Origin of the sequence: Enterococcus mundtii (genome assembly GCF_002813755.1) — a bacterium.
Taxonomy (GTDB): Bacteria; Bacillota; Bacilli; order Lactobacillales; family Enterococcaceae; genus Enterococcus_B; species Enterococcus_B mundtii.
Map to the genome: position 1 here is coordinate 858059 of NZ_CP018061.1, position 22688 is coordinate 880746.

A 22688-nucleotide genomic window follows, 5' to 3' on the forward strand; every position below is an offset into this window, starting at 1 on the left:
CTCTTTTTCATGGAGGTGAAACCATGGAACGAATAAGACGTAAGGCGTTGAACGAAATCTTTGATGATCAGGAAAGCATCGTGCCATGTGGCTACTTGTCTCTTAAAGAGTATAAACGCTTGGTGGATAAAGAAACAGAACTGACTGAAAAAGATTTCCGAAAGCTTCTGAGAAAAGCTAGTGCATTGTTGGACATCCAAACGAGACGTTTTTATCAGAGGAATGATCTCGAGTCAGATATTCCGATGCGGCGCGATGCATTCAAGTTGGCTGTTGCTTATCAAATTGAGTACATGCATGAGGCTGAGGCCACTACAACGTTTGGAATGCAAGAGCCTGATAGCTGGTCCATTGGACGGATGAGCGTTTCTAAAGGCAAAGGGAGTAACGAAGTATCCCTTCTTTCTGGGGACGCTATGCTGCAGTTATCTGGGACAGGTCTGTTATATCGTGGGGTGAGCCGATGAGAGTGCCACCAAAACGTTTTTTCCCTCATGCGATGATCTATCGCAAGAAAAACGGAATGGGTCCACGAGGTGAGCCAATTCTTGAAGAGGATCTTGTGATTGATCATGTCCGCTTTAATGACACAGTCAAATTTGAGCCAAAGGATATTGATGGGAAAATACAAACCCCAAATGCATTGATCTCTATGGTAAAGAAATACACTGAAGCATTGCCGGATTTTTCCGTTGCAGATCAAGTTGAAATCTTTGGTAAACAATACACAATAACAAAAATCGTTCCGTTGATTGCTGACTCGCCTGAACCATTCGGCTATGAATTGGAGGTAGTTTAGTGGGAGCATCTGTAAGAATTGATTTAAGTCGAGCAAAAATAAAATTAAGTCATTCATCTATACAAAATGGACGGCATGAAATGGCAAATAAAGCTCATTTAGATATGAATGAAAGATTTGTTCCTATGAGGAGCCAACATTTGAGAGAAATGTCTTTTGTTGAAAGTAACGGAGAAAAGATTACTTGGAATGCTCGATATGCTTTGGCTCATTATCACGGAGGGTTTACAAATAAGTTTGGAACACAGGTAATATTTTCTAATTATACTACACCGGGAACTGGTCCATATTGGGATAAAGAAGCAAAATCTATATTTATGTCTAGTTGGTTAGAAGCATTCAAGAGGGGAGCGAATTGGTAATGGATTTTATTGATCAGTTGCTAGAAGTATCGAACCAAATACCAGTACTAATTCGTATTCATTCTTTAGATAAAGACGAGTCGATGCGTCTAACCGCATTACCTGGAGGTAAAACGGTCGAAACTTTTATGGATGGATCAAAACAAAAAGAACTAAATTATGAATTTGTCTATAAAACGAAATGTGAAAATGCAGATCGGATAATGATTGAACTAGGTGAGTTACTAGAGGAACAAGAAGATATTCCATCTAGTAACAATAGTTATCAATTTGTTGGAATAACTATTGTAGATGAACCTTTTTTTACAGGTTATGACGACAAAAAATTTCTGTATTATCGATTAGCAATCAAAGCAACATTATATTTTGATAAATAGGAGGAATATTATGAAACGAAAAAAAATTGCGCTAATTGGATTTGAAATTCAAAAATTGAAAGATGGAAAAATTACTGAAGATGGTTGGGTTCGTTTAAAAAAAATCAAGAGTGTTTCTGATGCCTCACAAGAAGAAGTTGACGATGGAGACGGTTTCTTTGATGGGTCGGGAGAACCAGAACAAACGATCACCTCTCATCGACTAGGCTATAGTTTTACGGGTGAATACTTTGAGGGTGATGAAGCATCCGAATTAATTGATGAAATGATTGGTTTATTTGGAGATGATCGGAAAATTGGTTTTCGAGTAACAGATGATCGAGATAATCCCAAAAAGAAAAGGGAAGGAATTGCAACTTTATCAAGTCCTCAAACGAAAACTGGAGGGGCTACTGAATTTGGTAATATTGAATTTACTGTTCTATATGATACTACACCTAAATGGGACCCTTATTCAAAGCAGACAGCCCAGAGTCAGAAGAACTGAAAGCTACTGGGCTAACTATTCCAGAATTAAAACAAACACTTGATAGTAAAAATATAGAATACCCGTCAAACGCTAAGAAAGATGAACTAACTAAAATATTGGGGGAGGCTTTATAGCCTTCTCTTTTTTGTATGGAGGTAATTATGAAACAAACACTTGATATCGATATTGAACTCTCTGGCTTTCCAGTAGGGTTTACAAATCCAATTACTGGTGAGCGTATTGAAATCTGGTTTGATAGCTCATTGGAAAATTTAAAACGAATTATTGTAGAAGAAAACTATGAGGAATTCGACATATACGAACAAAAACTTAAAGAAGATTCTATCCACGAAACTAATGTTGAAACAGTCATAGAACATGCTAAAGGAACTCTTGAATATCAATATGATTTTTTCTTTGGTAAAGGAACATTTGAAAAATTATATGAATGTGTACCAGATTTCGATGCACTTGAACGTGCTTATGAACCAACTATCAGAGCTATTGCTAAAAAAGTCGAACAACAAGCAAAAAAAAGACAAAAGGATAGAGAGCTTGCAGCAGAAAAGTTAACTAAAGAGTTTCATAACAAGAAAAAGCAAAAAGTAGCAAATAAAAAGTAGGTGGTGACATGAGGTTAAATGACCCAGAAGTCACTTCCTTTTTTTATAAAGAACGTGAGTATTTGATTAATTTGTCATTTGACATTGTATTAGATGCTTTTGATGTGTTAAACGAGGCAATATTCACTGATTATGAGAAAGCTTGTCTATGTCTAGACTTATTAATTGGAGAAGGTTGCTATCAATCTGAGGATGCACTTAGTCTATGGGTATTTATTTACGACCAATTTATTCATAAGGAAGTTCCACCGTTCATTAAATATAGTTTTTACGGAGAGCCACTTTCTGTGGAAGAGCACGAACAATTAATAGATATATCTGCGGATGCAGAGACTATTTACGCTTCTTTTATCCAAGCATATAACATCGATTTAATTGATAAACAGGGAATACTAACTTGGTCCAAATTTAGAGCTCTTTTACATAATCTGCCTTCAGACACTCCACTTAAACGAATTATGCAGATTCGAGCTTGGAAACCAGGAAATAAAGATTCAGAAGAATATAAGCGAGATATGACAGATTTACAAAGATACTATGCCTTAAATACGGATAGAGAGGAGAAAGATAATGACTAAAGATGGCAAAATAAGTATTCTGATTGATGTCGACGCCAAGCAGGTTCCTAATGTAATAAGTTCAATTGAAAAAAACTTTGGACAGTTAGGAAAAAATGCTGATGATATTACAAAAAAAATTGGTAATAATATGGGCGCCAATACTGAGACAGGAGCGAAAGTTGCTAATCAAGCAGTGGATTCAGTTGAACAGTCGATGACTGATTTGGGAAGATCGACTGATACGGCTACTGTCAAAGCTGGGAAATCATTAAGCGAAAACTTCGAAGTGGGATCTAAGGCCGCTAATACCGCAACAGATAGCGTGGCTAAAGGAGTGGCGGATCTAACCGCCACAACGAGCACTGAACTAGCTAAGTCGGGACGTATCATGGGTGAATCCTTTGATTCTGGCGCCAAAGATGCCAATCAGGCCAATGATAGTGTCGTTAAATCAGTCACAAGCTTGGTTTCTTCTGTGGAATCTTCTGCACCTAAAATTGGTAAAGAGCTTGGTAGCTCCTTTCAATCTGGTGCCAAAGAGGCGACTAGCGCTTTAGATGGTATCGGGAAATCAAGCAGTAACATGTTAGCCAGTATTGAAGCGACGTCACCTAAGGCAGGTAGAAGCATCGGTAATTCGTTTGAAGCAGGTTCCAAGCAAGCAGCTAGCGCTCTTGGATCAATAGAAAAGTCCTCTGCGCAGATGGTTCCTCCTGTTGAATTATCAGCAACTAAGGCAGGAAAGAGCATTGCGACTAGTTTAGAAGCTGGTTCCAAAGACGGAGCGAAGACTGTCAGTGATGCGGTTGATGCGATGAAAAAGGATCTTACGTCATTAGGTGATGAAGCAGAAAAGGCTGGTGCTAAAATGAGTACCTCCTTTTCTCAACCAGAGTCAAAAGCCAATTTGTTAACAGGCTCTGTGGGCAAACTAAGTGCAGCGATGTTGATCACAAAAGGAGCAACTACAGCACTAACGATGGCTAAAGGTTCATTAGATGGTGCATTTGGTCGTATTGATACTTTGAATAACTTTGAAAATACGATGACCCGTTTAACAAGTAGCTCAGAAGAAGCAGCTGCAGGGATGGAAGGCGTTCGAGATGTTGTAGTTGGTACAAACTATATGCTTGATAGTGCGGCTCAGACCGTGCAGCGCTTAGTGATGCAAAATGGTTCATTAGAACAATCGACAAAAAGTTATCAAATCTGGGGTGATGCAGTTGCGATGTATGGTGATGGCGCTGCAGAAACAATGGATAATGTGATGGATGCAATGATCCAGATGCGAGCAACCGGAAGCGTTAATATGGCGCAAATGGATCGTATGGTTCGCCGTGGAGTAGATCCTTGGAAAATCTATGAAGATGCGACTGGTATGAGTATGCAAAGTATTCGTGATGCGTTGCGTGATGGCGAAATTAGTGCCAATGAGTTTTTTGATACGGTTGAACAGGCTATGCGTGATGGTGGGAATGAATTCACATCGGTTTCTGGGATGGCTCAACAAGCTGGGGATACTTGGGCAGGATCGTTTGCCAATATGGCTACTGCAACAAGCCGAGGAACAGCAAATATTATCGCATCTATGGACGAGGCATTCTCAGAAACACGTTTTGGCTCGATGAAAGAAAACATCCAAGGATTTGGTAAAACATTTGAAGGTGCGCTAAATGGGATTGCTGGTGTAATCCCTCCTGTTGTTTCGGCTGTTGATACGATGACCGGTGGGGTTATTGCTGTGAAGAACGCAGCTGTGACGGCTTCACCAGTGATTATCGGATTAGGAACTGCATTTGGTGGACTACTTATTGTACAGAAAGTAGCTATAGGAACAACAAGTTTTATCCAAATGTTGAAATATTTAACTGGAGCTACTTCTGCTGCCACAATGGCTACAAATGTTAATACAGTTGCAACTAAGTTGGCGTCAGGAGCTAATACAACCAATGCGGCTTCACTTAAAGGTGCAATTGCAGCACAAAAAATTTATGCTATTGCAACTAATGCTTCTGTAGCAGCTACAAAAGCACTTGGAGTAGCTAAAGCATTAATACTAAATCCTGCATTAGCTCTAGGGCTAGTGGCGTTAGGTGCAGCAGGATACGCAGCTACCAAGATGGGAATGAACTTCTTTGATGCTCGAAAAAAAACTAAGGAATTAGCAAGTGAATTAGATGGATTAAAAGACGATCTAGATAATGTCGGAAAGTCAACCCAGTCCAGTGCAAAAGAATTTGAATTACAAGCTAAAATGATCGAGTCGAATACAGAAAGAAACAAGGATCTAGCAGCTGAATTACAAAGGCTTTCAGCAATTGAAGATAAATCGGCTGCGGATAAAAAATTGATGGCTGATACGGTTGATGAACTGAATAATTCAGTGACTGGTCTAAATCTCTCTTACGACGAAGAAACAGGCCTGCTTAATGCAACCACAGAAGAAATAAACAAACGAATTGAAGCTTCTAAAGGAATGGAAGAAGTTAATCGGCTAACTGAACGACAAAAGACGTTGAATCAAGAAGCTGCAGACATTGAATCCTCATTAACTGAAGTAGCCAAAGAACGTATGAGATTGGAGCAAGAAGCTTCAGAATCTGGCGTGGATGGAAAGAAAAAAGTCAAAGAATCGCTGGAAGGACTGTCTCAGAAGGAAGATGAACTTCAAAGTTTACTTGTTGAAAATCAATCTGAACGAAATCAATTGTACACGGAGGAGCAAGAAAAAAGGCGAGCAGTCGCAGAGACAGTCTCAGAAGCTAATTCTCAGATGATTACTTCATGGAATGTTCTATCTGATGCACAACAAGCTGCCTTGGAATCTATGAATAGCATGTACAAAAAGCTGGTAGAAGAATCAGGGAATGCTTTTAAGCAGATTGAACAACAAGAAGCGATAAGCTTAGATCAAATGAAAGAAAATCTACAAAAAAATGCTGAAGCTATGAGAACGTGGTCTACCAATGTTGCCATTTTGGCGAAGGCCGGTGTAGATGATGGCATTATTATGCAACTTGAAAAATTAGGTCCAGCAGGTGCATTACAAACGCAACAGATGGTAGATGAGATGGGGTTAAATCTTAGTTCATTAGCGGAGTTAGGTGGAGAACATACAAAAAAACTGCTGGAACAAATGGGTCTTCATATGGAGGACCTACCAAAAATGTCAGCTGAACAATCGGCGTGGTTTGTTGAAAATTTAGATCTTGAATTAGGTAAATTACCAGAAACTGCACAACAGCACATTAGTGATTTAAATGGGACTGCGGATGCAACGATGAAGCAAGCGATGGCGAGTATGGGGAATATCGTTGGTGAAGAAACGGAAACTGTTGCTGAAAAATTTGGATTAATTCCAGAAAAAAGTGAGGCATCTTTACGGAGAGGAACAGAGGGGCGAGACTTTGCACAGTGGGGACGTCAACCTGTCGAAGAAATTGGGGATGGGATGGTAGAAGCAACCCCCAAAGTAGAGGAAGCAGCAAAGGAAGTTGCTCAAACGCCAGAGAGAGTTATGGGCCCTCAACTAGAACAAACAGACTACGCCTCAATGGGTACAGCACCACCAACAAAATTGGGGCAAGGAATTTTAGATAATATTACTTCAGTAGAAGAAGCTTCTAAAGAAGTAGCACAAACTCCAGAAACAATGTTTCAGGAAACCATACAAGCAAATCGTTATATTCCGACTGGTCAAGAAACAGGTAAAGGATTAAGTGAAGGAATTAATCAATCTAATGCCGATGTTGAGTTAGCAGCCAAAGCTATAGGAATGATACCAGAAAATACTATTCAAGCTGAGATGACTACAGAAAAAAATAAGGAAAGTGGAACAGAGGTAGGTCGAGGGATAGCACAAGGGATTGATAGCAGTCAAGAGGCTGTGCAACAAAGTGCTAAAGCTGTCGCAGACACTCCAAATAATGAACTATCTAGCCATATGAACCAAGGTATCTATGCTGAGTACGGACAAGCAGTGGGAGAAGGTCTTGCAACGGGAATCGCAGACACTAGTCCAGTGGTTGTTGCGGAAGTAAATAAGTTGGTTGACCAAATGGTAAAACAAACTGACATTGGTATCAAAAATATGACAGTAAGTTTTAATCAAGTTGTTCCTAATGTAGCTAACGCGTTGAGTGCGCTTCCTATGGTAGCTTCCAATAGTATGAATTCTATGAATATGAGTTTCCAAAGTGGATCGCAAGTACAATTAGCTACTGTGAAAGCTTTGAATAGCAATTTGATACGTACCTTTACTAATACGCCAAGTGAATTTCAATCGATTGGTCGAAATATTATGAGTCGGTTGAATTCTGGAATGATGGCAGAGTCGAGCAGGGTTGTCGCAACTTCCAGAAATATATCAAATAGGATTGTACAATCCTTCAATCAGTTGCCAAATCAGATGCAAATGACAGGTCGCAACGCAATTAGTTCATTAAATAGTGGAATGAATTCATCTGTAAGTCAACCTATTTTAACTGCATCAAGAACTAGCTCGGCGGTTGTATCTGCTTTTTCAGGATTGTCTAACCAGCTAAATGGAGTGGGTCGTGATGCTATGGCTGGATTGAATGCTGGATTAAATGCCGGTACAGCATCTGTATTGGCAACCGCAAATAGAATTGCCAATCAGGTTGCCGCCACCATGAAAAGCGCATTGGATATAAATAGTCCTTCGAAAGTCATGGCGAACGAGGTTGGACGGTGGATTCCAGAGGGGGTTGCCGCAGGTATCGAAAAATATGCAGGAGTTGTTTACCAAGAGATAGATAACTTGTCGGCGGGCATGTTGAAAATTACCACGCCAGAAGTTGCTTTAGGTTCTGCACGTATGTGGAGAGAGCTTTCCAACGAAAAAATCAGTCAAACGATTGTCCACCAATCTCCATCAGTAGATATGGCTGAGTTGGCACGGGTGCTGAATAGTCGTCCAATCAAGGTGAACTCAATCCTAGATGGAGAGAAGATTTCCAGTACTTTTGACCAATCTCTAGGAAGACAAATGTATAAAAGACAATACACAGGGGGTGTGGGTTTTGCATGATGAAACACAAATTTATTTAATCTGTGAAGAAGGAACTATCCATTTCAACGCTTTATTTGAAGGGATAAGGATTGCAGATGTGGGCCCGGGTTCTCCTGAGCCTGTGTATCATTTTGAACAATTTTCAGGAAGCGATGGAAGTCGCCTGGTTAACTTTGCCTACGACAGCTTTCCATTCTTCTTGGTTTTCCGATTGGCTTCGCGAAATCTGTACGATTGGCGACTGGTCGTTAACGAGATGAGAAGTTTATTTTACAGAGAGGATCCTTACTACATTTGCTATTCTGGAGAGCCTGGGAAACGATTTAGAGTTGTTCCGGAGCCCTGGGAAGTACAAAAAATCATGCCTCAAAAAGGAATGTTCGCCCTTTCTTTCACGGTGTTCCCTGGGAGCTCCGAATCAATCGCAAGTACTCAGTCTAACTTTGACTTAGAAGAGGACTGGCAATTTTCACAAGGTTTAGTGGCAGAAGAGTATCAATATACCCATGAAACGAGTCGGTTTATTATTTTTAACGGGGGAGATTTCACGATTGATCCCAGAGAACATGACTTAACGATTCGAATCGAAGGGGAATCAGACGGAGAGTTTATCTTGTTCAATCGAACCACTGGTGATCGTTTTATTTATTACCCACCACTGCATCGTCGCTACGGAGAATCTTTAGTGTTAGAAAGTGTCTATCCACGTAAAAATGGGGTCTCTTGCGGCATTGATACGAACCATGGAGTGATTACATTAGCACCCGGCGAAAATCACATTGAATTACAAAATATCAGTCGTGTGAAATCCGAATGGGATTTCCGATTTCTTTATAAGTAGGTGAACCAATGTTAACGATTCGAAATTATGAAGAAACACAAGAAGAACTCCTGACCGATTACGATCAGGGCTCTTTTTATGAAAACTGGCAAATGAACGAAACGTGGGAAGTTGGTTTTGTTATTCGAAAAACAATTCGAAATAGTGTTGTGTATGATTTAGTGACTTACGAGTCTTCTGTCATCTTTCAAGGCCAACAATTTGTCATCAAAGAAATGCAAGAGTCGGCAGTTGGAGAAGCGGTGTATAAAAGAGTAGTGGCCACACATGTCTATTACACGATTCAAGATGGGTATCAATACAATAAAATAACCGGTCGGCGAACCCCGATGCAACTCTTGATGCATATACTAGGAACAGGTGCTCGTGGTTTTACTTGGCAGTTAAGCGGTGGGTTTCCAGCAACTGACAAGGAAAACTTTGGAGATGCGAATTATTTACGGTTGATCAATGAAGTCTTACAGGACTTTCGTTTAGTTGTTATTCCGGACAATAAACATTTACACTTTATGTCCGCAGATGCGTTTGGAAAAAAAGTCCATGAGCCGATTCGATTTAAGCATAATACGGATGAAGTGACATTCGATATCGACACGTACAACTTAAAAACCCAGATTCGAGGATTTGGCGCACTGAAAGAAGGCGTGGAAACAGATGATCCTCGAGATAGTGATTATGTTTTCCCACCAGTCACACTTACCAGTCAAGAATCGGTAAAATGGGGGATTCGAATTCAAGATCCTGTTCGAGATGAACGCTATCATCATCAGGAAAGTATGATGGAACGCTTAAGAAATGAACTACAAGATACACCAAATATTTCAGGTGTTGTTAGGTTGAAGTGGAAGACTCCAATACAAAAAGGCGATCACGTTCCCTTTATTTACGAGCCGATGGGAATTTCTACGTATATCCAAGTAGTTGGGCTTAAAACATTTCCTTTAGTACCGAACAAACCACCTGAGGTGGTCCTCTCGAACACTAAAAAAACAATGACGAAACTATTGGTTCAATTACGACAGAAAGGAATGGTGTAATGAATTTAAAAGAATTAGTCAGTAATCGAATTTCAAGTGAATGGAAGAAACTATTTAACCATAATGTCCGTGAAACAAAACAAGAAGTCGACTCAATCCATACACAACAGCGTGCCATCAACCAACGGATTTCTAATCTGGTCCTTAGTGTCGGAGGAAATTCACCAACTGAAGTGGTAGATGCACGAGTGGATCATGAGGGGACGGCACACCCAACCTTAAACGATCGATTATTAAGCGGAGAACAAGGCGTTGCTAGGCGTATGCGTGAGCTAAAACTTCAATTAGCCAATCAAGGGGCTTCAGTCGAACAGATTAACGAAGTCATTCAACAACTGTTTTCACCTAGTGCAGCAACATTAAACATCTACGTTTCTGCTACACGAGGGGATGATCGGACAGGAGTTGGATCAGAGGAACGGCCTTTTCAAACCATCCAAATGGCCGTCAATATGATTCCACTTTTAAATCTTTCTTCGATTACTATCTGGGTAGAAGACGGGGTGTATTTAGAAGATGTCCGCTTAGCGAATATTCAGGGGAGTACATTGGTTATTCGCACCATTCAAAGTCAAGAAACGTTAGCTCCAGCTACTCGTGATTTGCCGGTAAAAGTCAGAAGTATTGGCTTTTTCTTCTGTAGTGGCTATTTTCAAATTTTAGGTATTCAAATAGTGGATACTGCGAATGCTCCTATTTTCCAAGGCAGAAGATATGGGATCATGAATGAGCAAGGCGGTTATATGGCGATCGCTTCTTGTAAATTTGGAGAGTCTACCCAACAAACATCTTATAATGCGCTTTACTGTGGCGGGGCATCAAAGATGAATGTTTATGGACGAACTACTTTTGTGAACCAAGCACTCGCGATTCATTCACGACTTATGGCAGAAATTAACGTGGGAGATATTTCGGGTTCTGGAAATACCGTAGGTTTTCGTTGTGATTCAGCGACTTTGAGAGGAAACACGCCTTCCGGTTTTGCTAGTACAGCGACTCAAACTGCAGGTGTCGGATTGATTGTAACTAAAGGGACGGTGTTGTAAATGGAAGAAAATCAGTTTTTTAAGGTGGCAAACAAACCCATTGTTATTGATACGGTCCAACAAGCTATCATCGACAATGGGACCACTTTTTATTCTCATGACCGTGGAACGGCAAAAATTGAGTTCTTTTTAAAAAATGAAGGAGTAGCTTTTTCTATCCCACAAGGAACACTAATTCCGATTCGATTAACGTTTCCTTTAGAGACGGCCGAGGATGGGCTAGCGAGACATGATTATTTAGCTGTAGTAGATGATCCGGTCAATGGTCGTGTGCATATTGTATTAGAAGAGAATATTTTAGGGTATCAGGGAGTTGTAGAGGGTTCTGTTTATGTAAACTTTCCAAATCAACAGTCCCTTGATACTGCTGGACGATTTAGGTTTAGGATCCATCGTAGTCCTTTGGAAGAAACGACAAACGAAATTGATGCCTATTACTTTAATGGGTTTAATTGGTTTGCCCAGCAAGTCGAAGAATTGACGGATTCAACCAAACAGGAGATTGAAAAACTATTTGCTCGAGCAAATGACCAATCGGTTAGTTTGGAAGAAAAGGTAAAAATGCTGGATGAAAAAATCAATCAAACTGAGCAACAAATCAACGAGCTGGGTAATCTAAAACGGATGTACTCAAACAGTATTGAGTTCGGTAATTACGACTATTCAGGGAATGCTAACCTAGCTATGACTGACTCAGATACATTTAAATGGGGAGACGGTGGTGTGGTAACATATGAAAACGGTGAATATACCGTTGTAATGGACGGTAGTGGAAGATTAGTCAAATGGAATACTAACCCGGAAACAAGTGTGTACTTAAAGGATAAAACACAGTATACGATGAGTTGCGAAATGTATGTGGGTGCTGATTATACAGGCGATGTTACACAAGTTTTTGCTAACTATGCTTATACAGATGGTGGACAAGTTCTTATACAAACTTCACGATTACCACGTGATGTGCCAAGAAATACATGGGTTGTGGTAAAAGGGACTTCAACTATAGATTATCAAGGCCGTGAGCCTAAAGTATTATATTTTACTTGGCAAACGGTAAGTAACACGACAATCCCAACAGGAACACTTAAAATAAGAAAGCTAAAAATAGAAGAAGGTGCAGATGCTACACCGCATCAACCTAATCTATTAATTGCACCTTATCAGATTTCAAAAGTACCATTGAATGCTAATTTGGGTAATAAGGAACAACCCTTCCCATACTCATCTAATGCTTGGCTTTTTTACGCTAAGGATATGACAGAAAACTTTATTGTAGGACAACCCTATACGTTAACATTGAAAGGAACAAAACCTACCACACAATCATTTAGAGTATACATTACAGGTCAAGAGAGTAGATGTAGGATAGATGATATGTTACCAGTAGAGGGTGTAGCAGATACTTGGAGAATTACTTTTACACCAACAGCGGATAACCTAACAGGTAGTGCCTCACCAAGTAACTTGCGGATATATCAGATGCCTTCTGGAACAACAGGGGCTGTCAGAATTGATTGGTTAAAAATAGAAAAAGGAGACACGGCAACACCACCAATCACTTTCTACAAATACTTTGGTGAAGGTTTGAAAGACAGTAATAATCCATACGACTATAGTTGGGATGTTACACCTGAGTACACTGAAAAAAGATTGAACGACAAAGTAAGTCTGACAGAGCCACAGTCTATTGAAGGGACAAAGGATTTTCGTGATCAGCCTTTAATTAAAGGTGAACGCATACCAACTGAAAAGTTTGGAATATCCTTAATTGGTGGAAGATTAGTAGGAGTACCTGTTTCAAATAACACTATTTTAAATTGGGGTAATCCGTATGCTTATGATAATGAACGATCAAAAACGAATGATTTATTTACACTATCTGAAGATAATAAAACTTTAACGATTCTAAAAAACTGTGCGCTACAATTTGTCGGTAAATTTACTTGTCAAACGAACGATGCCAGTTACTATGCTTATCTTGGGATGCGTGTAAACGGAGCGAGCGACTGGCGTGTAGCTGGTATAGCAGGAACGTTAAATTGGCGCAATGATGTTGGCTGGTTTTGTGTAAGAAAGTTTAATGCTGGAGAACGTGTCACGCTTGTGACAGAAACTAATTTTACCACTGCTTCAGTGAATAATTGGGGTGTTGATCAGGTGTATATCAAAGAAGTTTTGGCAACATAAAAGGAGGAAAATATGAAATCAATTTGGCAGTATGGACGAACAGGCGGGAAATATGTTGGGGAAGTCTTAGATGATAGTGTGATATCTGTTCCGTATACAGATGTCCCACCATTAAAAGGAATTGAATTAGCAGATCAGTTTTTTATTCCGACAGAAAACCGTTGGCAAGAATTAGAAAACGCAACACTTCGTGAAAAATTAGAAAATCTTGAATGTTTGTATGAAGAATTAAAAAAGCAAGATGAATGCAAAGGCGAACAGATTCAACAGATGGGACAACTGAATGCCACACTTATGATGAACGATATTCAACTTGCCAATCAGTTGGCCGAAGTAAAGGAGGCGCTCCAAGATGTTTAGTTATGAACAAATTGAACGAATGTATCGCCAAGGTTTTTTCACTGCCGAACAAGTCAGAATGTTTGTGCCGTTAGCAATTTCTGAAAAACAATTAAAAAAACTACTGAGAGAAGTAGAATAGGCGGTGACTTATGGAAGGAATTACTATCGGGGAGTGGATCGCGATCATAACACTCGGCGGCACATTGATTGTAGGTGTGGCGAAATTTTATGCGATGTTCACGAAACTTGATCACACGTTAGGAAAATTAGAAAAGACGATCATTCGGGTAGAAAAAAGTCAGATTGACTATGGCAATCGGCTTTCAATTATTGAAGAACAAATCAGATCCATTTTTAAACAAATTGGAAAGGGGAGAAAATAAAATGACAGAAATCTTAGCTGCTGCAAGTATTATTACACCACTAGTAGTCGGTGTCACAGGGTTAATTAAAACACAAATGAAGGATTACAAACTCTTACCCGTGATCAATGTGATTGCGGGTATTTTGTTAGGCGTGCTATATGCAGCGACCCTAGCACCACAAGATTTAGCAATCTACGCATGGGCTGGGGCTGTATCAGGGTTAGCCGCTGGTGGATTATTTGATTTAGGAAACAGTGTCATTCAGTCGGAAGAATGACAAATTAGCAAAGGAAAAACACAGCCAAAGGGCTGTTTTTTTATATAAAAAATTAGGAGGAATTGATTATGACAAAAATTGTAGATTTAAGAGGCGATTCAAGAATTTTAGGACCAACCAATGCCAAAAGAAATGTTTCTCAAGTAACTAAAATTGCTCGTCACCATTCTGCAACAACTACTGGAGACGTTTGGGCGTTTCAGAACCATTGGAATGGCACATTAGGCTGGGGAACAGGTGGCTATCATGAAATCATTTTACGAGATGGTACCGTACAATGGTGCTACTTCGATAATGATGTGACAAATGGTGTGGGGGGACATAATACACCGACTTACCATATTTGCCTTGTTGGTAATGGTTCATTTACAGCTGAACAAGAAAAAGCATTTGAAGAACGAGCAAAAGCGGCCATGCAACGTTTTGGTTTATCTGTCAACGATGTATTAGGGCATAACGAATTCAGTGGTCATGCCTCGAATATCTGCCCAGGTATTAACATGAATACGGTTCGTGAACGATTACGAGCGGGGAATAACTTAACCCATGATCAAATTATTTTAGCGAGCCCACCAAAAACGAGCGGAAACTATGTAGGTAAGTTAGAAGTGTTTAACGAGCTAGTCTTAGGTACATTCCGGATTGCTGGATGGTTGGTTCCGCAAAATGGTGCAGCGTATTTAAATCAAGGATACGTTTTCTGGATGGATGCCGACAATCCGGATGTTGAAATTGGGCGTTGTAAATCAGCCGGTATTATCAGAGATGATGTGAATGCAGCATATGGATTACCTAGTGGCCTACGATTTGGTTTGGATGGCACACTAGATATCCGTAAATTTGCAGGGAAAAGGGTCTTTCCGATGTTACGACGAACAAACGATCCGAACGGAAATACAATCAATGGACAAACAGTGGATATTCGTTTTCCTGAGTATGTTTTGACGATTCCTAAGCGATAAAAAACATAGCCTCTCACCTGATGAACATAACTTTAAATTAGAATTTAATTCTAATTTTTTTGGAATGCATATCAATTGAGGGGTGGTACATAGAAAATATAAATTATCTAAATACTTATTCAAGCTAGAAAATCTATGTTGAGTTTAAACATATGTTCCGTATTGTTAATAATGTTAAACAATATTATAATTTTTAATATAATATTGACAAGATGAAATCGGGTGAGTACAATACGAAAAGTTACGAATTATTTAGGGCGGATTCCAAATGGAGTAACACAACCTGTTCGAGTACAGGCTGATGATGGAAAAGTTTATGTAATGAAATATTTACATGACTTTTGCAGTGCTAAAATTTTATATAATGAGTTGATCGCTTACAGGCTTGGAAAATTGCTTGAAATTCCAATGCCTGATTGTATGGTTGCTGAATTATCTGAAGCCGTCATTTCTAAAACACCGCATTTGTTAGAAACGAATGCCCTCGCTTGTACTTGCTTTCTAAGCGAATATAGAGCTGGTACTCCAAAAATTTCACCTATTTTAGCACGAAACACTATTAATGGAGCAGATATTTCTAAGATTTTAGTTTTTGATCAAATAATTTTGAATAATGATAGAGCTAAAAATGATGGGAATTTGTATTATGATAAAAAAGAGAAAAAAGTTTTGGCAATTGATCATTCTCACATATTTATTAACGGAGAGATTTGGTCTGCAAACGAGCTTAGACAGTTAAAAGGAAAAAGTCCTATGGTGGTAGATAATTTACTTGGGAGAAATTATCGGGCATTTTCTTCACAGCTTACAGGTTACAACTGCTATAATAATACTAAAGATAAAATAAAAAATTTAAATAAAACAGATGTTCAATCTGTATTTCAAGATATTCCCGATGATTGGGGAATAAAACTAGAAGAAATAGAGAGTTCATTTGAGTTAATATGGGAACAAATGAAACAAATTGAAGGTATTACGATCCAGTTACAGAATGCGTACTCAAAAAGAAAAGGAGGGTAATAATTATGAATGACGCAATAAAAATAAATTATTCTATATGTAATTATATTCCCAGTATAATTCGACAAGAATCCGTAATTTTTGGTATTGTTATTCACTGCCCTTCTGAAGAGTATTCTAAATTTCATAGGACTAAGAATATTAATAGGCTTAAATCTTTTGATGACGAATTTGATAAAGATTATATGGAATTAATGAGTGAGACATTCTCTTACTACTTTGATTATCCTTCTTTGGAGTTAGAAGATTATGATGAGGAACGATTCGATAATATACATTCTGATAATTTTATTTCTAATATAACAAAATATTATGTTAATGAATTTAAATTTTCAGAAGTGAGAGAACTCGTTTCCTCTCGGGCTGCTTTATTAGAAGATATTAATGATTTAATAAGGACTTATCTGTATTACGATAGACCTAAGTCAGAGAGGATTACGACACCAGAAGTTAAACGATTATTGAGTAAAGAACTTAGAAACTTGAATTTAAAAGAGCATGTTAAAGTACCGAAGATACACGATTTGGCAGAACGAGAAGTAGTTGATTTTGAGTATAACACTACTTTAGTTAAGGTATTGAGCTTCGATTATAAAAGGAAAACTGATATAATTGATCAAATTAATAAATTTCAAATTGATATGTTAGAAAATCACGATTACTTTTATAAAAAAAACATCAAAGTTGTTATGGGGAATTCTGAATTTTATGATGAAGATTTTATGGACTCTGTTAAAAAAAAATTATGCTGTTTGGCCCCTAATATAGAAATTATTTCAATTGGGGAATATACTAATAATTTAATTTTTCAAGGATTAAATTAGAAATAAAATGTAAATTTGAGACTGTAAAAACTCAAAAATCGTTCTTGGTGTTGATTTTTACGTTATACAATTAATTGTATCAACTCGCCCATATTTCCATTCAAAACCTAACCAATGATAAGGATTTAATCATTTGCCCACTTTTCGAAGTGGGTCTTTTTTTATGTAATAAAAAGTCGGTATATAAAAATAAAAATGATCGTTTTTAATCATATTATTGCTTATAATAATATGGAGGTGATGTTGTGGATAAAATAGTTAGTCTTTTTAAAAATAATAATTTTCAATCTTTTTTATGTGGTATTTTGGGGAGTTTCATAGTTTTTATTCTATTTGGTATTGATTTTAGTCTGTCAGGGTTGCTTGCAGAATGGTTAAGTGCTGTTGGGACAATAGGTGCTGTATGGGTTTCGTTATGGATTGTTTTTGATGAAAAAAAGGTAAAAGTTGCAATAGTAGTTAAAAAATTACGTAAAGAAACAGTATCTCCAGAAGGAATTAATATGTATGGCCAATTTAGTAGTATTGAAGTATATGCGTATAATCATAGCGCAAAACCAATTGCGATTTCGTTTATGGGGATTAGACCTCAAGGTGCTGATAAAGATGATTATATTGAGGAAATTAGCCAACTTGTTGAAAATCCAAAACTTGAATTTATTCAACCTGGGATGGTAGGAAAAAAGTATTGTGAAGATATTAAGTATTTATCTGATGTAAGTAAAAGATATATAAGAGAGGATGGAACTTTACATCTTGAAGCAGTTTTTGTTGATATCAATGGTAAAGAACATTTAAAAGATATCGTAATAACTGATATTTTATAGATAGTAAAAACCTCAACCAATCATTCTTGGTTGAGGTCTTTTTTACGTTCTTCAATTAATTGTAGCAACTCGTTTTATTCCGAATCAAAGCCTAATATTAATAGCAAAAATAGTATACAATATATCATGAATACGCTTCAATTTGATTGATCAACATCAAGTTTTTTCTGATAAATTATCCAATCGGTTGTAAACATCGTGAAAGTTAAAAAAGTATAGAATAAAAATTAAGAAAAAAATCATCTCAAATAATATAACAATATTTTACAATTTATAGTTAAATTATCTCAAATTTCATATAAAATTCTTAAATCTATCATATTATTTGAATGTATAAGAGGAGGTGCGTGCTATTGAGTATTTTGAAATCAGCAGTGAAATATAAAGGTGCAAAAAAAGCTACAGATAAAGTAATGGGCGACGGTTTGTTATCAAGCGTTGTTGCTGCAAAAGCAGTGAAGAAAAGTAATCAGCGTAGTAAGCAAAGAACAAAAAAATAAAAATACTAGAAGTCCAGTCCTTAGTTAGACAGGAAATTTTTGTTTTTTAATCGATTGTAGTAACTCGCTCAAATCTTCAATCGGCACCTAACCATTATAAGAGAACAAGCGATAAGAAAAGCACATGACTTGAACAATAAATAAAATAATAGTAATCTAAAAGTGTCCTTGAAACCATTGATTAGGATATTATCATTTGCCCACTTTTCGGAGTGGGTCTTTTTTATGTTTCATAATCTAGCAAAACGCTTGCATTATCATTAGGTTAACCTTAAACTAGCTGTAGGCGTGATTATGAAAAGAGAGTATCGATAGCTAGAACTTTTGGGGAAGTCTATAGCGTGCATATCGATACTCTCTTTACTAATTATAACATACGTAATTTAGACAACAAAGGAATTATACAATTCTAACCATACGTTTTTTTTAATTGCCTACTCTGCGGAGTGGGTCTTTTTACTATAATAATATAGTTAGTTTTACAGAATATATAATGTCAATTTGACTATACGTATATTTTGGATTAGCTTTCTCACTCATAGTTGTCAACGGAAATTGACCATTCATTTAAAGAAAAAATAGTAGATAAATGATTGGAAGTGAAAAAATTAGATTTAATAGGAGTAAAAATATTGAATCTGATTTCAAGTTATTTTGTTTAATATTTATTAAGAGCATAACAACTGGAAGCGTGATTGTAAGAACAATTAGAACCAAATATATTTGATTGGCTGAAAAAAATAAAAGTTTAGCAGCATATACTGATAAGATATGATAAAAGTTATAAACATGTATTGGCATTGACGGTTCCAATATTCCTACATTAAAAACTAGAAAATCAGCTAGATTGAAAAAAGAAAACAGTGTACCTAATCCGCTGATAAAAAATAAGATGATCGGTGTAGACGAAGTATTTAATCGATTAGCGTTCAATACAATAACCTCCTAATTTTCTTTATAAAAGTTTAGAGCTAATGAATCATTTCGGATAGCAAAAAAACTAAATTTAGTGAAACTATTTAAAACAAAAAAATTTCATAAAAAGTTCATATTTTGTAAAGAGATGAATTTGTTTACTTCTGTAAAGTGCTAAATAGAAATATTCTTAATTATTTAAACATATCTATGGATGTTTAAAAAGTAATGTGACAGTAATGTAAGCGTTTCTTATTAATGGTTTAAGCAAATAGGCATCGTTTAATTTATTCTTTTTTATACACTCTAAGTGTACCAAAAAAAAATAATAGGAGTGGTCAATATGAAGAAATTTTTATTAGCATGTTTAGGAATTTTAGCGACAGTTAGTTTTGCAGCGTGTGGTCCTAAAGTGTCAGAAAAGCCAAAGAGCCATTCGCCAAAGCAATCACAACAGATCCCAAGAAAAAAACAAAGTAGTGACACAAATGGTACTAAGAAAAAAGAAAAATCTAATAACAAGAGAAATGAACAGGAGAATAAACAGTCAAGTGATAGTAAAGAAAAGAAGAGCCAAAAAGTAAAACCAAAAAATGAAAGCAATTCTCAAAATAGAAAAAAAACAAATATTACGAACAAAGAATCAAATCATAATAATCTAGCAAATGTAAGCTAGATTAGCCTGCGATGATCTAGTAACCCAGCATTGCCAAAAAAAAGAACATCGATAACTGAGTATTTTTGTTATCGATGTTCTTTTAGCGAGATTAATGACTTGAACTTGCTGTTATTGTTACATAATTAGAAATTAAGTAAAGACAATCCTTTTTTGTAATATTGAGCCATTTCTTCTTCTGGAACCATATTACCACCCGTTCCCCAAATTATGTGTGTGCCAGACTTTATCCAAGTTTTTTTCAATGCGAATGCTCGATTTATATTCACAAATGATGCAATCCCAGCAGCGGATGAAGGTTCCACATAGATGTTTTCACTATCCGCAAGCAATGTTAGATATTGATATAATCTTTCATCTTGAACAGTAGAAGTAGCATATAAAATCGGTTCTATGATCTTGCCGACTAAATGTGAGGGGCGCCCGACGGCTAATCCATCAGCAGCTGTCTTACCATCGATTGCAATATCTTGCACTGAAATTTTGTCGTGTAATCCTGTGTACAGGCCAAGTAACATTGACGGAGCGTGAGTAGGTTCTACAAAAAATATTTTTACAGCATCACCAAAAATGCAGGACAATCCAAAGGCAATTCCACCTGGACTACCACCTACACCACAAGGAAGATGGACATATAGAGGATGATCTTCAGATACTTCAATATTTTTTTCTTTTAATTGAGTTTGTAGTCTCAGTGCAGCTACAGAGTATCCTAGAAATAAATCTTTTGAAGCTTCATCATCGATGAAATAACTGTGGAATTTGTTTACTGTTTCTGCTCGCCCTAAAGCTACAGCTTTGCTAAAATCACCTTCGTACTCTTTGACAACAACGCCTATTTCTCTCAATAAACGCTTTTTCCAGCTTTTTGCTTCATTAGACATGTGGACAGTCGTCTGAAACCCTAACTTTGCTCCCATGATTCCGACACTAAGACCTAAATTCCCTGTAGAACCCACAGCGATTGAATAATTAGAAAAAATATTTTTGAATTCATCATTTGCTAGAATAGCATAATTACTATCAATTGTTAGTTTTCCAGAATCCAGCGCAACTTTTTCAGCAAACGTCAAAACTTCATAGATTCCATCTCTGGCTTTAATTGAACCAGATACAGGGAGATTATTGTCACATTTAAAATATAGTTTACTGTTTGTTTCGAAATGTTCTTTTTCTTTTATTTTATCCAACATGTTAGGAATCTCAACTAATTCTGACTCGATGATACCACCAGTAGCTTTAGTCTCAGGAAAAACTTTAGCAATGTATGGAGCAAACCTTTGTAGCCTTTTAGAAGCGTCTATCACATCATTTATGGTAAAACATGAAGTTTTTCTTTCTCCAAAATTTGGATTTATCCAGCAAACTTCTTGATATGATTGCAATGCTATTAATAAACGATCTGTTTTATTAGTCATTTTGGAACCCTCTTTCTATTTCTTAATTTGTGCTAACAATGGAAGAATTACTGATTCATCCCCCATGCAACGAAGAAATAAAAGAGTGTAGGGAGAGAAAAAAGTAAATTTATTCCTAAAATCCAAATGGAAATCAATTTATTATTATTAGTGAAGATATTGAAAAATAATCCAATAATTGAAAAAATGATAAATAACGAGAGAGATGATAAATAAAGATTGTCGAAAGAAATGTGAAGGATAGATGAAGTAGCAGAAGCAAATTTTTCAAAAAATCCAAACAGAGGGATGTTCGGATCTGCAACACCCATATGAAAGATATAGATACAAGTGATGTGCAATACCGATATAGCTGTGCCAAGAGCACCGATTAGTAATAAAGAGATTGTTTTTAAAGGATTAGCAGATTTGAGTATTGGCATATAAATACCTCCTAATTTTGATACATTTAATTATCTATAAAAATTTTTTTTCAAACCATTTTTTTGTCCAATTTATTCATTACATTTTCGTAAGGAATTAAAAGATAAAAAGGTCTGTATGATTGGAAAGCTTCATTTGAGAGTCACTAGAATTGTTATAGCTTAAGACAATTTACTTATTTCGAAGGTCTTGGTTTTTAATAGGACAGCTACTTTTCAGAGTGATTGCTTTTAAAAAAATAGATACAACCACTGAAAACCAAAACAGTTGAATAATAATTAAAATGATAGTAATCTTATTGTATCACCTAACAACATTGCTTTTTCACAACCCGCTCTTTGGAGCGGGGTACATAAACGAACATATTATTTGAATCTAAATTTAAAAAGATAGTAAAGTTTAGGTATCCACATTCAGAACATTCTTTATCCTAAGTTAGCCCGCTCTTTTCGAGCGTTTTTTTTTGAACAGGCAGATACTTATGACAATTCGACCTGATCAAAATTTATAAACAAACGTTTCTTAAAATCATACCTACGATGCTGCAATCTTGTATTAGGAACATCTGTGACAATATCGAATAAAAAATATACTTTCATATTATTTTTTGTCTTAGAAGCAGGTAGCATAAAATAGTTTTTATTTGATTCGTATAAGTGGACCAACAGTTTGTTTTCGACAAGTTTGAAATCAATTTCGGATTTCCAGTATTTATATAGTTCTTTTTCAAATTTTTTCTTTGGATCATGAAAGAACCACAACATTACCTCTTTATGGATTATCATTTCTCTCCCCCTTGTTCGATT

General features: G+C 36.8%; 26 protein-coding genes. 23 read left to right on the forward strand and 3 right to left on the reverse strand.

What is annotated here, in order from left to right:
* Positions 1–23: 23 nt before the first annotated feature.
* The 23 genes from EM4838_RS04235 to EM4838_RS04345 all read left to right on the forward strand — a co-directional run bounded on the left by EM4838_RS04235 (position 24) and on the right by EM4838_RS04345 (position 20041).
* Positions 24–467 carry a head-tail connector protein gene (locus EM4838_RS04235; RefSeq protein WP_071866040.1) on the forward strand — a complete coding sequence of 148 codons (444 nt, stop codon included), beginning with the start codon at positions 24–26 and terminating at the stop codon, positions 465–467.
* Entirely contained in the window at positions 464–799 is a 336-nt protein-coding gene (locus EM4838_RS04240; protein WP_071866041.1) for a putative minor capsid protein, read from the forward strand. The genes EM4838_RS04235 and EM4838_RS04240 overlap by 4 nt, the downstream gene beginning before the upstream one ends.
* Positions 799–1161: a minor capsid protein gene (locus EM4838_RS04245; protein ID WP_157811370.1), complete on the forward strand. Its 363-nt coding sequence runs from the start codon at positions 799–801 to the stop codon at positions 1159–1161. The genes EM4838_RS04240 and EM4838_RS04245 overlap by 1 nt, the downstream gene beginning before the upstream one ends.
* On the forward strand, positions 1161–1538 hold the full coding sequence (locus tag EM4838_RS04250; protein WP_071866043.1) for a minor capsid protein: 378 nt from the start codon (positions 1161–1163) through the stop codon (positions 1536–1538). The genes EM4838_RS04245 and EM4838_RS04250 overlap by 1 nt, the downstream gene beginning before the upstream one ends.
* Before the next feature lie 10 nt (positions 1539–1548).
* Positions 1549–2025: a phage tail tube protein gene (locus EM4838_RS04255; protein ID WP_071866044.1), complete on the forward strand. Its 477-nt coding sequence runs from the start codon at positions 1549–1551 to the stop codon at positions 2023–2025.
* On the forward strand, positions 1980–2141 hold the full coding sequence (locus tag EM4838_RS17145; RefSeq protein WP_081367401.1) for a HeH/LEM domain-containing protein: 162 nt from the start codon (positions 1980–1982) through the stop codon (positions 2139–2141). Before EM4838_RS04255 ends, EM4838_RS17145 begins: the two co-directional genes overlap by 46 nt.
* A gap of 27 nt (positions 2142–2168) precedes the next feature.
* Positions 2169–2630, forward strand: a complete 462-nt coding sequence (locus tag EM4838_RS04265) for a hypothetical protein (protein WP_071866045.1) — start codon at positions 2169–2171, stop codon at positions 2628–2630.
* Positions 2631–2638: 8 nt separating this feature from the next.
* Complete coding sequence (locus tag EM4838_RS04270) at positions 2639–3208, forward strand: Gp15 family bacteriophage protein (RefSeq protein ID WP_071866046.1); 570 nt, start codon at positions 2639–2641, stop codon at positions 3206–3208.
* Positions 3201–8240, forward strand: a complete 5040-nt coding sequence (locus tag EM4838_RS04275; protein WP_071866047.1) for a tape measure protein — start codon at positions 3201–3203, stop codon at positions 8238–8240. The genes EM4838_RS04270 and EM4838_RS04275 overlap by 8 nt, the downstream gene beginning before the upstream one ends.
* On the forward strand, positions 8224–9063 hold the full coding sequence (locus EM4838_RS04280; protein ID WP_418255291.1) for a phage tail domain-containing protein: 840 nt from the start codon (positions 8224–8226) through the stop codon (positions 9061–9063). The genes EM4838_RS04275 and EM4838_RS04280 overlap by 17 nt, the downstream gene beginning before the upstream one ends.
* Before the next feature lie 8 nt (positions 9064–9071).
* Entirely contained in the window at positions 9072–10100 is a 1029-nt protein-coding gene (locus tag EM4838_RS04285) for a phage tail protein (RefSeq protein ID WP_071866049.1), read from the forward strand.
* Positions 10100–11146, forward strand: coding sequence for a hypothetical protein (locus EM4838_RS04290; RefSeq protein ID WP_071866050.1), 1047 nt, complete (start codon positions 10100–10102; stop codon positions 11144–11146). The genes EM4838_RS04285 and EM4838_RS04290 overlap by 1 nt, the downstream gene beginning before the upstream one ends.
* Before the next feature lie 24 nt (positions 11147–11170).
* Positions 11171–13333 carry a BppU family phage baseplate upper protein gene (locus EM4838_RS04295; protein WP_157811371.1) on the forward strand — a complete coding sequence of 721 codons (2163 nt, stop codon included), beginning with the start codon at positions 11171–11173 and terminating at the stop codon, positions 13331–13333.
* A gap of 12 nt (positions 13334–13345) precedes the next feature.
* Positions 13346–13693, forward strand: coding sequence for a hypothetical protein (locus EM4838_RS04300; protein WP_023519336.1), 348 nt, complete (start codon positions 13346–13348; stop codon positions 13691–13693).
* The gene (locus EM4838_RS04305) at positions 13686–13814 is read left to right on the forward strand and encodes an XkdX family protein (RefSeq protein ID WP_023520196.1); all 129 of its coding nucleotides are present in this window, start codon (positions 13686–13688) and stop codon (positions 13812–13814) included. Before EM4838_RS04300 ends, EM4838_RS04305 begins: the two co-directional genes overlap by 8 nt.
* Positions 13815–13824: 10 nt before the next feature.
* Positions 13825–14058, forward strand: a complete 234-nt coding sequence (locus tag EM4838_RS04310; RefSeq protein WP_023520195.1) for a hypothetical protein — start codon at positions 13825–13827, stop codon at positions 14056–14058.
* A 1-nt stretch (position 14059) separates the two neighbouring features.
* Positions 14060–14317, forward strand: a complete 258-nt coding sequence (locus tag EM4838_RS04315; protein WP_071866052.1) for a holin — start codon at positions 14060–14062, stop codon at positions 14315–14317.
* Between the two features lie 68 nt (positions 14318–14385).
* Positions 14386–15279 (forward strand): peptidoglycan recognition protein family protein, encoded by an 894-nt coding sequence (locus EM4838_RS04320; protein ID WP_071866053.1) that lies wholly within the window; start codon positions 14386–14388, stop codon positions 15277–15279.
* A 222-nt stretch (positions 15280–15501) separates the two neighbouring features.
* On the forward strand, positions 15502–16299 hold the full coding sequence (locus EM4838_RS04325; RefSeq protein WP_071866054.1) for a HipA family kinase: 798 nt from the start codon (positions 15502–15504) through the stop codon (positions 16297–16299).
* 5 nt (positions 16300–16304) lie between these two features.
* Positions 16305–17123, forward strand: a complete 819-nt coding sequence (locus tag EM4838_RS04330; protein WP_071866055.1) for a DUF3037 domain-containing protein — start codon at positions 16305–16307, stop codon at positions 17121–17123.
* A gap of 245 nt (positions 17124–17368) precedes the next feature.
* Positions 17369–17950, forward strand: a complete 582-nt coding sequence (locus tag EM4838_RS04335; RefSeq protein ID WP_071866056.1) for a phage holin family protein — start codon at positions 17369–17371, stop codon at positions 17948–17950.
* A 353-nt stretch (positions 17951–18303) separates the two neighbouring features.
* Positions 18304–18450 (forward strand): hypothetical protein, encoded by a 147-nt coding sequence (locus tag EM4838_RS16560; RefSeq protein ID WP_169823211.1) that lies wholly within the window; start codon positions 18304–18306, stop codon positions 18448–18450.
* A gap of 1258 nt (positions 18451–19708) precedes the next feature.
* Positions 19709–20041: a hypothetical protein gene (locus EM4838_RS04345; RefSeq protein WP_071866057.1), complete on the forward strand. Its 333-nt coding sequence runs from the start codon at positions 19709–19711 to the stop codon at positions 20039–20041.
* Between the two features lie 125 nt (positions 20042–20166).
* On the opposite strand, the gene EM4838_RS04350 is transcribed toward EM4838_RS04345, so the two are convergent.
* The 3 genes from EM4838_RS04350 to EM4838_RS04360 form a co-directional block, all read right to left on the reverse strand.
* Positions 20167–21459 (reverse strand): D-serine ammonia-lyase, encoded by a 1293-nt coding sequence (locus EM4838_RS04350; protein WP_071866058.1) that lies wholly within the window; start codon positions 21457–21459, stop codon positions 20167–20169.
* A 47-nt stretch (positions 21460–21506) separates the two neighbouring features.
* Complete coding sequence (locus EM4838_RS04355; RefSeq protein WP_071866059.1) at positions 21507–21881, reverse strand: hypothetical protein; 375 nt, start codon at positions 21879–21881, stop codon at positions 21507–21509.
* Between the two features lie 480 nt (positions 21882–22361).
* A complete protein-coding gene (locus EM4838_RS04360; RefSeq protein ID WP_071866060.1) occupies positions 22362–22667 on the reverse strand; it encodes a DUF5960 family protein in 306 nt (101 codons plus the stop codon).
* Between the last annotated feature and the right edge of the window lie 21 nt (positions 22668–22688).